The 13575-nt window shown below is 59.7% G+C and carries 12 protein-coding genes; 6 read left to right on the top strand and 6 right to left on the bottom strand.

Annotated elements, in window-relative coordinates; genetic code table 11:
- Positions 1–87 precede the first annotated feature (87 nt).
- Positions 88–1923, top strand: coding sequence for a hypothetical protein (locus ACGHP5_RS02240; protein ID WP_337657105.1), 1836 nt, complete (start codon positions 88–90; stop codon positions 1921–1923).
- A gap of 83 nt (positions 1924–2006) precedes the next feature.
- Here ACGHP5_RS02240 and ACGHP5_RS02245 read toward each other — a convergent pair whose 3' ends face one another.
- On the bottom strand, positions 2007–4076 hold the full coding sequence (locus tag ACGHP5_RS02245) for a M56 family metallopeptidase (protein ID WP_390567935.1): 2070 nt from the start codon (positions 4074–4076) through the stop codon (positions 2007–2009).
- Between the two features lie 4 nt (positions 4077–4080).
- The gene (locus ACGHP5_RS02250; protein ID WP_295901419.1) at positions 4081–4455 is read right to left on the bottom strand and encodes a BlaI/MecI/CopY family transcriptional regulator; all 375 of its coding nucleotides are present in this window, start codon (positions 4453–4455) and stop codon (positions 4081–4083) included.
- 298 nt (positions 4456–4753) lie between these two features.
- Between ACGHP5_RS02250 and ACGHP5_RS02255 the strand changes: the two genes are divergently transcribed.
- From ACGHP5_RS02255 to rpsU, 4 genes are all read left to right on the top strand, one after another.
- A complete protein-coding gene (locus ACGHP5_RS02255) occupies positions 4754–5575 on the top strand; it encodes an ATPase (RefSeq protein ID WP_337773216.1) in 822 nt (273 codons plus the stop codon).
- On the top strand, positions 5565–6374 hold the full coding sequence (locus ACGHP5_RS02260) for an N-acetylmuramic acid 6-phosphate etherase (RefSeq protein ID WP_295901413.1): 810 nt from the start codon (positions 5565–5567) through the stop codon (positions 6372–6374). The genes ACGHP5_RS02255 and ACGHP5_RS02260 overlap by 11 nt, the downstream gene beginning before the upstream one ends.
- A 154-nt stretch (positions 6375–6528) precedes the next feature.
- Positions 6529–7590, top strand: coding sequence for a helix-hairpin-helix domain-containing protein (locus ACGHP5_RS02265; RefSeq protein WP_390567936.1), 1062 nt, complete (start codon positions 6529–6531; stop codon positions 7588–7590).
- Between the two features lie 94 nt (positions 7591–7684).
- Positions 7685–7876, top strand: coding sequence for a 30S ribosomal protein S21 (gene rpsU, locus ACGHP5_RS02270; RefSeq protein ID WP_290531829.1), 192 nt, complete (start codon positions 7685–7687; stop codon positions 7874–7876).
- A 72-nt stretch (positions 7877–7948) separates the two neighbouring features.
- On the opposite strand, the gene ACGHP5_RS02275 is transcribed toward rpsU, so the two are convergent.
- The 4 genes from ACGHP5_RS02275 to ACGHP5_RS02290 all read right to left on the bottom strand — a co-directional run bounded on the left by ACGHP5_RS02275 (position 7949) and on the right by ACGHP5_RS02290 (position 12535).
- Positions 7949–8290 (bottom strand): cupin domain-containing protein, encoded by a 342-nt coding sequence (locus ACGHP5_RS02275; protein ID WP_295901405.1) that lies wholly within the window; start codon positions 8288–8290, stop codon positions 7949–7951.
- Positions 8287–9873 (bottom strand): pectate lyase, encoded by a 1587-nt coding sequence (locus ACGHP5_RS02280; RefSeq protein WP_390567937.1) that lies wholly within the window; start codon positions 9871–9873, stop codon positions 8287–8289. Before ACGHP5_RS02280 ends, ACGHP5_RS02275 begins: the two co-directional genes overlap by 4 nt.
- Before the next feature lie 5 nt (positions 9874–9878).
- The gene (locus ACGHP5_RS02285) at positions 9879–11342 is read right to left on the bottom strand and encodes a pectate lyase (RefSeq protein ID WP_337756798.1); all 1464 of its coding nucleotides are present in this window, start codon (positions 11340–11342) and stop codon (positions 9879–9881) included.
- A 122-nt stretch (positions 11343–11464) separates the two neighbouring features.
- On the bottom strand, positions 11465–12535 hold the full coding sequence (locus ACGHP5_RS02290) for a LacI family DNA-binding transcriptional regulator (RefSeq protein WP_290531833.1): 1071 nt from the start codon (positions 12533–12535) through the stop codon (positions 11465–11467).
- Positions 12536–12798: 263 nt separating this feature from the next.
- On the opposite strand from ACGHP5_RS02290, the gene ACGHP5_RS02295 reads away from it, so the two are divergent.
- Positions 12799–13566, top strand: coding sequence for a rhamnogalacturonan acetylesterase (locus ACGHP5_RS02295; RefSeq protein ID WP_290531834.1), 768 nt, complete (start codon positions 12799–12801; stop codon positions 13564–13566).
- Positions 13567–13575: the final 9 nt, after the last annotated feature.

Here is a 13575-nt window from a genome sequence, read left to right on the forward strand (position 1 = left end):
GAATAATCGGGATTCATGGGCGTCGAATCCTCAATTTAAGCCCCTGGGCCGCACTTTTTGCCGAAAAAATCCGTTATCTTTGACACAATGTTCGCCCGGTTCTGCATATTTTCCCTGATCCTGATCGGAGCGGCAACGGTCTTTTCAGTCCGTGCCGCGGGGCCTGCCATGCACACCCCCGACCGGTTCACGCCCGACAGCGCCCGCGTGGCGAATCCCGACGCATCGGCGCGCAACCAGCGTCTCTACGACAGCATCCAGTCGAAAACCAGCCGGCGCGCCGTGCCGCGCATGCTTTACCGGATGCTCTTCGTAAAACCCGTACTCGACACCACGATGAGCGGCCGCGTGACCGATGAAAGCCGCCTGCTGGAACCCTACGCCGGAAAAACAATCGGCGACATCACCATCGAACGCCAACAGGTTTTCGATCCCGGCGGCAACTGGCTCGAACGTACGGCCAACAAGACCCACATGCTCACCCGCGACCGCGTCGTCCGGCGCGACCTGCTGTTCCGCCCCGGAGACAAACTCGACCCGCAGCTCATCGTGCGCAACAAACAGCTGATCCGCTCGCGCGACTACATCTCGGACATCGACGTCACGGTGCTCCCCGACCCGGCGGACTCGACACGCGTGAACCTCCTGATCACCACGCGCGACAGCTGGACCATCTCCGTCGACGGAGGATGGCATTCCGAGGGCCGGACGATGGTGGGGCTTTCCGACGCCAACATCTTCGGGTCGGGCAACAAACTCAAATTCATGACCAATTTCAGCCGCAAGGACTTCTCCTACGGCGGCAACATGGTCGAATACGAAATCCCCAACCTGCTCGGAACCTTCTACACCGCCGAATTCGGCGCCGGACGCGACTTCTACAACTCGACGCTCAACCTCGGCATGCGCAAGGACTTCCTCAAACCGACGGACTACGAGATAGGACTCACGTACAGCGACGTCAAAGCCAAGCGCTACATGATCGAACAGGACACGTCGCTGCTAGTGAAGGAGCGCAACCTCGACGTCTGGGGCGGTTACTCGCACTACCTGCGCGGGATCAGATCGAGCGCTTACCTCTCGGGACGCTACAACTACCGGCGCGTGAGCCGCAGACCCCTCGTAGCCCCGGACTACAACCCCGCGCTGCACGACCAGGACGCCCTGCTGGTCAGCGGGGGGCTCTACCGCGAGAAATTCTACACGGCCAACATGATCTACGGATTCGGTACGCGCGAGTACCTCGCGACGGGTTACAAGGCCGAAGTGACGACGGGCTATTCGTGGGGCGAATTCAACGACGCCCTCTACCTCGGCACGAGTTACGAAACGGGTGGTTTCCGCGGACTGGGCTACATCATGGGCGGCTTCACGCTCGGAAGCTACATAGACCTCGAAAACGGCATGTGGCAGCGCAGCGCCGTCGACGTCGACCTGCGGTGGTTCTCCAACCTTTTCCTGTTCAAGCGCAGCCGCATCCGCCAGTTCCTCGCCTTCAACTACACGCAGGGCTGGAACCGCGCGACGGGCAGCGACGAGAGCATCCGCTTCACACGCACCGACGGCCTGCAAGCCCTCAAGGAGTACATCATCGGAACCAACCGCATGATCCTCAACACCGAAACGGTGGTGTTCACCCCCTACCAGCCGCTGGGATTCCGCATCGCCGTCTTCGGGTTCGCCGACTTCGGACTGATCGGCTATTCGCCCAATATCTTCAAGAACGACTTCTTCACCTCGTTCGGAGTGGGCGTGCGGCTACGAAACGAACGGCTGGTGTTCAACACGATCCAGATCCGGCTGGGCGTGGCCTTCGGCAAGCGCGGACTGGTCGAGAGCGAGTATTTCCGCCTTTCGAACTCGACGCGCATGGAGCAGTACCGCTACCGCCCGACACGACCCGAAATCGTCGAATTCAAATAGGCACGCACAAAAAAGCGGAGGATTCTTTCGAATTCCCCGCTTTCGTGAACTTTTTATCTGCTTATGGTTTTTCCTTTAAGCCTTTACCTGCGGGCGCGGATTTCGACCACGCCGTTGCGCCCCTTCTCGCCGTAACGCTTCACGGCCTCGTCGCCCTTGTAGACCTCCATGCGCTTGATCCTCCCGGGTTTCAGCCGTTCAACATCCTTTTTCGACGCCTCCCTGCCGTTGATACGGATCAGCATGCCGTCGGGAAATCCGCCTTTCAGCGTAACCTGTCCCTTATAAACCGACACCGAACTCTCCGGCGTTCCGTGAATCGTCACCCGGTCGGCATGCCCGGCATCCGCCGAAAGTTTAAGCGACGTTCCCACCGCTTTCTGCGCTTCGGAAAGCTGTGCCGAAGTCTCCTTGCGGGCCGCTTCAAGCTCTTTCTGGGCCTTGTCGAGCGCTTTCTGCGCCTGCTTCCAGGCGTCCGAATCCATATACTTGCGGGCGTATTCCATGCCTTCGCGGGCCGCTTCGATCCCGGCTCTCCCGGCTTCGATACCCTCCCGGGCCGACTTCGCGGCAGCCTGTTGCGCAGCGGCGGCACGCTTGGTCGTAATCATGATCACGGCATCGAAACCCTGTGCCTTATACATTTCGGGCGTCATGGAATCCTTGATCACCGAAACGGACTGTATCTGCTCCGGATCGATCGATTCAAGTCCGGAAAAGACCTGCACCCCGTCGACCAGAATGATCGGATTTCCCTTCAAAGAACCCGTGGTACGGATGCCTGACAAGTTGGACTTACCCGATATTACGACCGTCTTGGCGGAGTCGGCCGACCGGTTTCCCGATTTGAGTCCGTAGCCGATCACCCGAACATCGTCCGGCAGGTCCGCCCCGGTCGTCACCGAAACCACCGTCCCTTCCAAGCCGTCGATTCCGTTCAGCGTTACGACCTGACCCGTCGCGGACGAAACCGCGGCGGTTTTCGTTGAACCGGACTTCTCCGGGTTCTGTCCGCCCTCCTTTTTCAACGTTACAAGAATCACGCCGTCTTTACCCTTTTCCCCGTAAACAACCTTCGACGTCGAATCCTTGAGCACGGAGATGGATTCGATCCGGCCGGGATCGAGGCTGTCGAGCGTCGTCACCTCCCGGCCGTCGACCAGAATCAGTGCCTTTTCCATCAAATTTTTCGTAGATTTTCCGCTTCGTATCACGACGGTCCGATTTTCTTTTTTAATTTTGTCCTCCGGAAGGGGAACGAGGACGGTTTCGTCCGAGAGCGGTTCCTGCGGAAAGACATACGCGGTTTCGGCGAAAGCCCCCAGGGCGACGGCCGTGAGCGGCAGGAGCAGGAGCGCCCTGGCTCCGGCCCACCGCGACGATTTTTTACGTAACATCATGGTAATACGGTTTTTAAGTTTACTGTGATTGAAGCTGTTGGCGACTGAGTACCACCTCCCGCCGGCAGCTTTCTTTATTAACAACATCTGGTAACTCCGGGCGTCGACGCCGCTGTCGAGCACTGCCTCGTCGGCTTCGTATTCGTGGATGGCCCGCAGTTCGCGGCGCAGCAGCCACATCGCGGGATTGAACCATTGCAGGCAGCCCGCGACGTCGGTCACGATCAGGTCGAACGAATGGCGCAGCCGCAGGTGCGCCCGTTCGTGAAGCAGGATGGCATCGCCGTTTTCCGCCAGGTCCCTCTCGGACATCACGATATAGCGCCCCCAGCTGAAAGGCGTCACGGGCCGTTCCGTGCGCACCAGCACAGCCCCGTCCTCCAGCCGTTCGCGGCTCCCGCAGCGGATCAGGCGCAGGACCCCGGCGAGCGAACAAAGCGTCCACAGCAGCGTGGCGGCAGCCCCGAGAAGGAATGCCGCCCCGGCAAGCGTCTCCCACGGAAAAGGTTCGGGAAGCGGTTCGGCGAAGGCCGTCGTAACAGCGTCCCCTTCGGGGATTTCCGGCAGAACGGGGATTTCGCGGTAGACCGTGATCACGCACAGCGGCAGCACGAACGAGAGGAGCATCGCCCCCAGAACCACGATCCGGTTGAAGCGATGGAAGGTCTCACGGCTCAACAACAATTTGAAAAAGAGGTAGAAGACAGCCAGGCAGACGCCGACTTTCAGGCTGTAAATCATCAGGTCGTACATGGCGCTACCGGTTTTGGGTTTCGATGCGGTCGATCAGGCAGCGCAGTTCGTCGACCGAGATTTTCTCCTCCTCGACCAGCGCCGAGACCGCCCCGAGGTAAGAATTCTCGAAATAGCGGCTGATCACGCTGCCGAGCGTCGAACGCGAAAACTCCTCCTCGCTCACCACCGGATAGTATTGGTAGGTGCTGCCGAAGGAGTTGTGGGCGACATAGCCCTTGGCTTCGAGCGCGCGGACCATCGTCGAGAGGGTGTTGAAATGGGGTTTGGGATCGGGCGACAGGGCCACCAGTTCGCGTACGAACAGCGGTCCGTGCTCCCAGAAGCAGCGCATCAGCTCCTCTTCCCTGCGTGTCAGTTTTTCGGAATTCTCTTTCATATTTCTTTCAAACAATCTTTATCTGATATCGTTTTCAGTCGGAACGCCTGCACACCCTCCGGAAGAGAGGAGGCGTCCGACTGACGCCGGATTCGTCCTGCGATTTCCCGGACACACCCGGCCGGCAATGCGTCCTCCGGAACAGTCGCCCATCGCTTCATCGGTCCTTTTTCATGCACCCGGGAACAAAGGTAACTAAAAAAAATTCACATACAACTATTTTACATAGTTTTTAAACTAAAAAATTTAGTTATGCCGTTTTTCCCGGAATTCAAAGATTAATACGTATATTTGAATCATGGTACTTATAGCAGACAGCGGATCGACCAAATGCACCTGGATCACGGGAGACGGCACTCGCACGACACAGCTGCGCACGCGGGGAATCAACGCCGTGCAGCACTCGGCCGAACAGATACGCGAAGCCCTCGGGGAACTGCCCCCGCACCAGGGTGTCACGGCCGTGCGGTTTTACGGCGCGGGGTGCGGCGAGACTTTCCCGGAGGCGAGCGAAAAACTGCGCAGGGAGCTGGAAGCGCACTTCGGAACGGCGGATATTACGGTCGAATCGGACCTGCTGGGCGCGGCGCGGGCGCTCTGGGGCCGCGGGGAGGGCATCGCCTGCATCCTCGGCACGGGATCGAACTCCTGCCTGTGCCGCGACGGCGAAATCGTGTGCAACATTCCCCCGCTGGGCTATGTGCTGGGCGACGAGGGCAGCGGGGCCGTGCTGGGACGCAACCTGTTGAACGGCATCTTCAAGGGGCACATTCCGCTGAAAGAGGAGTTCCTCGCGGCGCACGGGCTGAATTACGAGGAGATCATCCGCCGCGTCTACCGCGAGCCTTATGCCAACCGGTTCCTGGCATCGTTCGCTCCCTTCATACACGCGCACACGGATTGCGTCGAGGTACGCGAAATGGTCCGCCGGTCATTCCGTGACTTTGCGGCCCGCAACCTGAGCCGCTATCCGGCGGGACTTCCCGTCTCGCTGGCGGGCGGCGTGGCGGCTCATTTTGAAGCATTGCTGCGCGAGGCGCTGGAAGCGGAGGGTTACCGCGTTGAAACCATTGTAGAATCGCCCGCCGAAGGGCTTTTGAAATACCACCATGGAGCATAGAATCACCGAACAGGATTCGGTCTACGACGACCTGCAACGGATGTCGGTGCACGACATCCTCACGGGCATCAACCGCGAAGACGCCCGTGTGCACGAAGCCGTGCGGCAGACCATCCCCGTCATGGAGCGACTCGTCGAACGTATCGTCGAACGCATGGAGCGCGGAGGGCGGATGTTTTATATCGGCGCCGGAACGAGCGGCCGGCTGGGGGTCACCGACGCTTCGGAACTGCCCCCTACCTACGGCGTGCCGTTCGACCGGGTGATCGGGCTGATCGCCGGAGGCGACGGCGCCCTGCGGCGCGCTGTGGAACATGCCGAAGACGATACCGAAGGGGCCTGGCGCGACATGGCGCCCTACCACCCCACGCCCGGCGATGTGCTGATCGGCATTGCGGCATCGGGAACGACGCCTTACGTGATCGGCGGACTGCGCGAGGCGCGCCGTCACGGACTGCTGACGGGTTCCGTCACCTGCAACCCCGCGTCGCCCGTAGCGGCCGAAGCGGAGTATGCGCTCGAAGCGGTCGTAGGACCGGAGTTCGTGACCGGATCGACACGCATGAAGGCCGGAACGGCCCAAAAATTGATGCTCAACATGTTGTCTACGGCGGTAATGATCCGGCTGGGACGCGTCGAAGGCAACCGCATGGTCAACATGCAGCTGACCAACGACAAACTCGTGGCACGCGGCACGCGGATGGTCGCCGAGGCGTCGGGACTCGACGAGGCGGAGGCCCGGAGACTGTTGCTGCGCTGGGGCTCGGTGAAACGGGCATTGGAGGAGATCGAAAAATAAACAAAACAAATAGATATTTCGAGGTACAAACCGTTTTCGACCGCCGTCATTGCCGTCTGCGGCGCCATCTACAAGCCCCGGCCCTTCCCAAGGGAGGGCGGCACATGCTCCCGACGGTTGAAACGATAAAGCGCATGATCGCATAAACAGAACCATGGCCAAACTTTTTTCCGACCGTGAAATACGCGCGACAGCGGTATTCCTGCCGCTGGCCGGGCTGCTGATCGTAGCCCTGATGCTCGTACGCCCGGCAGCCGATCCCGAAGCTGCCCGCCGCGCCGAGGCCGAGATGGAGGAGGCGCTGCCCGCGGACAGCGTCGAGATGTCGCACTTCGACCCCAACACGGCGACGCTCGACGACCTGCGGCGGCTCGGACTTACGAAGCACGAAGCGGTGAGCCTGCTGAAATACCGGGCCGCGGGGAAGGTGTTCCGCATTCCCGAGGACCTGACACTCTGCTACGGCATCGGCGACTCGCTCTACCGGCGGCTCGAACCCTGGGTGCGCATCGGCCGCAAATACGCCATCGCACCTGAAAAGTACCGCACGGGGCGTATTCTCCCTGAACCGCTCGCACCCGGGCCGTTCCGCATCGACACCGTGAGCGCCCGCTACCTGCGCGCCATCGGGGCCTTGTCGAAGCGTCAGGCCGAGGTGTTCATCCGCTGGCGGGATTTGAGCGGCATCTACGATATGGAGGACCTCAGCGAATGCTACGTCGTGAGCGACTCGGTGGCCACGGCGCTGGAACCCTACGTCATTTTCCCGGAACGGAAGGCGCGGCCGATCGAACAGCCCGTGGAACTGAACACGGCCGATTCGGCAACGCTGCGCTCGGTCACGGGCATCGGTCCCAAGACCGTCGTGGCGATCATGCACTACCGCGAACGGCTCGGCGGATTCGTCCGCGCGGAGCAACTCGCAGAGGTTCCGGGAGTGAGGGAACGCAATTATGAAAAAATTTTGAAACAAATTTACTGCGATAGTTGCGAAATTCGGAAAATTGATATTAACTTTGCAAGCCCGAAAGTGCTGGGGAGACACCCCTACATAGCACCGCAGGCATTACGAAAATTGCTGAAAGCAAGACAGTTGAAAGGAGGTTGGAACACCGCTGGAGAATTGGTAGAACAGAACATATTGACCCGCGAGGAGGCAGCACGGCTGGCTCCTTACCTGCAATTCGGGTCGGACAGCGGACCTGCCGACGAATAAACGACTTTTTTCGGGGAACGTGCATCCGGGATGCGCAACCCGCAGTTTTCAAAACGAACAAACGGATTCAAAACAACAAAAAACAAAGAATATTATGATTATCATGCCGGTAAAAGAGGGCGAAAACATCGAGCGCGCCCTGAAAAAGTTCAAACGTAAATACGAGCGCACGGGCGTCCTGAAGGAGCTTCGCCGCCGCCAGTACTTCACCAAGCCTTCGATTGCGAAGCGCGAGGCGATGCAGCACGCCGTTTACGTGGAGCACATGTACCGCGACGACGAATAAACCCGCGCCACAGCGGAAAAAACGGACGATTCCTTGCGGAATCGTCCGTTTTTCTTTGCCGCAGACCGTCCGTCATTTCAAGAAATCGGCCCGCAGGGGCGAGAAGATATCGAGGAGGGTACCCGCCTCCAGGCAGAACAGCTCATGCGGCTCGTCCGGAGCGACGTAATATCCGTCGCCGGGGCCGAGCGTTCGGCGGGTCTCGCCGACGCACGCTTCGAAGCGCCCGCTCACCACATAGGTCGCCTGGGAGTGGTAATGCGTATGCCGCGCGCCGACGGCGCCCTTTTCGAAGGCTACCTTCACCACCATCAGGTGCGGGTCGTAGCCCATGATCTGGCGGCGGAGTCCTTCGCCGCAGGATTCCCACGCCGTTTCGCGTTCGGGAATGAATGTGTTGCTTCGGGTTTTCATCGGTTCTCTCTATTTTCGAGCGACGCGATCAGCGTCGCCATGTTATCGATATAGGTCCGCAGACAGATGCCCTCCACCGGTTCGGTGACCAGCGAAGCCGTGTTGTGCGGATTGCCGAGGGTCTGCTCGTAGGTGTCGGGCACGGGGTCGTCCGCGCTGCCCGGCCCGATATAGGGAACCAGCACCCAATTCAGCGGCCCGATCCAGCGGCCTTCGCCGTCGAGCGACGAAAGGACGGCGTCCGCGTGCGACGGATCGGCGGCGGCGATGGCCGGAGTATGGTAACGCGGCAGTTCCAGCCGTCCTTTTCCCAGCATCGGGGAACCTGCGGTAGCCTCGGCCACGGGAAGGGCGCAAAGCGAGTCGTACTGCCGCTGAAGGCCGTCGACATCGATCACTACGAGCGCGGCATAGTGGCCGATAATGTTGTGCGGGTTCTGGTCGATGTAATAGACCCCGTTATCCACGTGCAGGCCCTTGCGGTGCATGTACAGCGGCGTCAGCGTCCCGGGCCTGACGAAGCGCGGGCAAAGAAGGCGTCCCTTGCCGGGTTTTCGGCCCAGCCCGGCGGCCGAGGCCTCGTCGAGCGCCGCGGCACGCAGGAAATCCAGCGCCGCGGGGATGCCGTCGAGGAATTTACGGTCCCCGGTGAGGCGGTAAAACTCCATCAGCAGGCGGATGCAGTCGCGGGTACGGACGGTGGAGACCGCCGCAGGTTCGAAATCACGCGCCTTGGCGGGTGTGAGATCGAGGTAGTACTGGTCGGCCCAGCCCGCTGCGGGAGTTCCCTGCTGGAGGGTCCGCACACAATTCATGGCCCGGACGAGCGGCTCCACCGCCCGGGCGTCGCCCAACACGTAAGCCACGTGCATCAGGATCTCGATGTTGTTGGGAATTACGTCGTCGTTGAACGTGATGCAGGCCGAGTAGTCGGGCGTACCGTCGGCGTCGGGATGGTCGTGCATCAGCGGCCAGCGCTGGGGCCAGCCCCCGACGGGATACTGGCTTTCGAAGATCATGCCGACGGCTTTGTCGAGCGCCGGCTTGAACTGCGGATCGTTCTTTTCAAGGTAGATGCGCATGAGGAAATTGAGCGCCGAGGCCGTCACATCGTCGTCGAACGTGGCGTTGCCGTAGTAGTGACCGTGCTCGCCCATGCCCCAGGCGTTGCGGCCGATGGTCTCGAACCACCGCCGTTCGGAGGCCGCTCCGGCCAGGTCGAACTTGTAGTTCCAGCCCCCGCAGGGAAGCTGTCCGCGGATGAGGATGCGGGCCGAGCGCACGGCCATGTCGTAATAGAACTCGTCGCCCGTGGCGTGGTAGGCGTCGATCATCAGCTGTCCCACCTCGGGGGTTCCCTTCTCGACCCACACCATCGTGGGGTAGGCTTCCAGTTCACCCCAGCGGCGTGAAAGGTCGGCGGTGTAGTTCCAGACGAACCCGCCCTCGGTGCTCACACGGTCGTACATGAAGCGGGTGGCTTTCTTCATGGCCGCAAGGAGCTTTTGGGAGTCGTTTTTCGGCGCGGCCGCCGCAGTGGAGAGGCTTGCCGACAAAACCAGCAGCAATAGGATACGTTTCATTCGGTTCAGGGTTTTTCTCGGTTGTTCTGCCGGTCGGCAATCGACCCGACAAGGCTGTTCAGGTAGCGTTCGAGCCACGTATATCCGCTCGCGGGATCGGTTTTCGCCCCATCCGCCGCATCGGCGGGGTCGAGTCCGTGCTGTCGTTCCCAGACATCGGGAATGCCGTCGCCGTCGCTGTCCTCCGGAGCGGCCGCCTGCCGGTACTCGGGCCAGCCGCCGACGGCACGCTGCGTATCGACGAAGCCGCCCGTACTGCCGTTGCCTCCATCCGTCACGGTCGCCGTGCCGGTACGCACATCGCGCACGATGCGTTCGTCCACGGCATCCCGCACGTGCGAAGCTCCGGCCCATGCCAGCACGAGCGCACAGGCGCGTTTCGCGTCGTGGGTCGTGGTGTGGCCTTCGGCAAGTCCGTTGACAGGCATCGGACTGTCGAGCAGTTCCCCCTTTTCACCGCCGGTCCTGGCGTAGCGGACCCCGTCGTAATTCGACCGCGAGATCGCCCGGTTGCCCTCCATGACGTTTCCCGACATGTAGAGCGTGGGATAGGGCGATTCGTAATAGACGCGCTCCTCCTTGTTGTGCAGGTCTGGGGTACGTCCGTAGGCGGTGATAAAGGCCGCCGTGCCTTTGTCCGGAGTCGCCGGACCGGGCTTGTAATAGTTGGCGACCATGTTGAAGCGCCCGCCTTCGCCGCCGTAGGTGTTATTCGAGCCCCAATTGTAGATGACGTTATTGCGAAAATCGACCACGCCGCGGAAATCGTCCAAAGCGACGTTGGGCAGGTACAGCAGCGGATGGTCGAAACGCGGATTGCGGCTGTCGTGCGAAGCGAGAAGGTTGTGATGGAACGAAGCGTTTTTGCCGCCCCAGATGCCCCCGTAGCCGTGACTGCCCTTATCGTGCAGCGAACGGCGCAGACTCTCGGAAAGGATGCACCACTGCATCGTGAAATTTTCGTTGGCATAGAACGAGGCGCATTCGTCCGTACTCCAGCTGATCGAGCAGTGGTCGATCAGGACATTGCGGCAGTAACGCCCCCCGAGCGCGTCCTCGTCGTGGGCCGCGGCGCCCATCTCGTCGCCCATGCGGAAACGCAGGTAACGCAGCACGACATTGTCGGCCCGCACGGCCACGCCGAAGCCCGCAATGCAGATGCCGTCGCCGGGAGCGCTCTGGCCGGCGATCGTCACGTCGCCGCCCGTAATGTTCAGCCGCTTCCGGAGCCGGATGACGCCGGAGACCCGGAACAGAATCGTCCGGGGATATTTGCGGGTCACGGCCCAGCGCAGCGATCCCTCCTGATCGTCGTCGTCCAGGCGCGTCACATAGAGCACACGGCCGCCGCGGCCCCCCGTGGCGTACATGCCGCCGCCCTCGGCGCCGGGAAAGGCCGGAAGCCGCGGCGACGCCGCCATGGCTGGGAACGGAGCGACAAACAGCAGAAACAGAAGCAGTTTTTTCATGGTTTTATCGGTTTTTCGGGTAGTTTCAGGCGTTGCGCATGTCCGTTAACGTTAACGGATCGTAGAACAAAAGTACGACAATTCATCTTTTTTCCAAAAAATTCAGACCGGACTTCTCCTCTTTATTCTTCGGTGAGGTAGAAATCGACATTGTAACGCGTCAGGATGTCGATCGAACTGTAATTGTCACGGCGGGGCGGACGCTGGCGAAGCACTAGAAAGTCGATCAGGGACTTCACGGCCTTAAACGCCTCTTTATCCGTACGTTCCGCTACGAGCACGGAGATCGTGCCGTTTTTCAGCGCACGCATGTTGGCTTGCAGCATGTCGAAACCGAGCAGCTTCTTGTCCCGGATGCCGCGGATCTCCATCCAGTCCGAGATCAGATGCGCACGCGAATTAAAGGTGATAATATGCCTCACGTCGGGATGCTCTTCGAAAAAAGCGTCGAAAAGCCGCATGTTATAGAGAAAATCGAAGGGCGACATCGAGCAGTCGGTGAGCGTGCAGCCGGGGTTGTTATCGTTCAGGTAGGCCAGGAATCCCCGGTGGCGGTTGAGCGTCGAATCGTTGGGAGGGGCCTCTCCGCGGTCGATATTGAAACTCACGACCTCTCGCACGCCGGGGTCGTTCCCCACGAGCAGGTCTGCGGCCAGATAGCCGCTTTCGAAAAGCGGCATGCCGAAGTAAGCGAGATAGTCGGTATTCCCGGGTTTGGTGTCGATATAGGCAACCGGAATCGATAACGACGTCAGATGGTGCACCAGACGAATGGTTTCCTCCTTATAAATAGGTGCGATGAAGAGGGCGTCGGGCCGCGCGTCGATCGTGTTGCGGCAGGCCCCCCGGAACGACTCCAGCTCGAACTGGTTGTAGTAAAAAATCTTCAGGTCGATATTCAGTCCCTGCGACTGTTTGACGGCCCTCGTAATGCCGTTATAAACCAGCTCCCAATACTCTCCGGTCTGGAAATAGGGAATGATGGCGACGATGGAGAAGTCCTTCCGACGCGACAGTATTGAGGCGTATATATTTGGTTTATAGCCTATTTCATTGATAACATCGAAGACTTTCTTGCGGGTTTTCTCCGAGACGCCCTCGCGGTTGTGCAACACACGGTCCACGGTCCCGATCGACACCCCGGCCGCTCGCGCAACCTGCTCCATCGTTGCTGTCTTATCCGATTCAATCATAGCCTGCGACTCGATAAATTTAGGTTGAAAATGTAGTTTTTCGCCAATTTGCGGTGTGTAAATATATCATTTTTTTTGCGAAAAATTTGCATCCGGAAGGAATTAATTATAGATTTGTAAACGTTAAAATAGTCTAAAAAGCCATTTTCCAACTATAATGTAAGCATAAATATACTTAAAATCAATATTTTACAAACATACAGCAAGATTAGATCAAAAACCGTGTACGTTAACGAATAGTGAACTGAAAAACTTCCCGACCCATGAAAACCTCCCGATTTTTCGGAATTCTCCTCGCCGCAGCCCTGCTTTTTTCAGCAGGAGAATCGCTAGCACAACAGCGAAAACGGCTGTTCACCATCGGCGATTCGACCATGTCCTACAACAACAAGCCTTACGATCCCGCCTACGACCGGGGCTACGGCTGGGGCGACGCGCTCAAACGGGTGTTCGACACCACGCGTCTCGAAGTCCGCAACTGTGCCCGTTCGGGCCGCAGCTCGAAAAGTTTCATCGACGAAGGGCTCTGGGACAAAGTGCTCGCACAGCTGGAGCCGGGCGACTGGCTGCTGATCCAGTTCGGCGGCAACGACCAAAAAGCGGACCCCAAGCGCCACACCGATGCCGAAACTTCGTTCCGCGACAACTTCCGCCGCTTTATCCGCGAGGCGCGCGAAAAGGGGGCCGAACCCCTGCTGGCAACCTCGGTCGTACGCCGCCGCTTCGACAAGGAAGGGAAACTGATCGACACCTACGGTCCCTACATCACGGCGGTAGAGGCTGTCGGGTCCGAATGCAACGTACCGGTCATGGACCTCAAGACGGCCACGTGGAAGCTGGTCGAACAGGCCGGCGTCGAGGGTTCGAAGCGCTATTTCAACCACATCGAACCAGGCGTGGTCGAACGTTTTCCCGAGGGTAACGCCGACAACTCCCACTGGAACTACGACGGCGCCTACGAGGTAGCCCGGCTTTTCGGCGCCGAACTCACCGAAGCGCACCACCCCCTTGCCGACTACCTGCTGAAATAAACCGTAACC

This window comes from Alistipes sp. i18-0019-D1 (assembly GCF_042852885.1).
Taxonomy (GTDB): Bacteria; Bacteroidota; Bacteroidia; order Bacteroidales; family Rikenellaceae; genus Alistipes.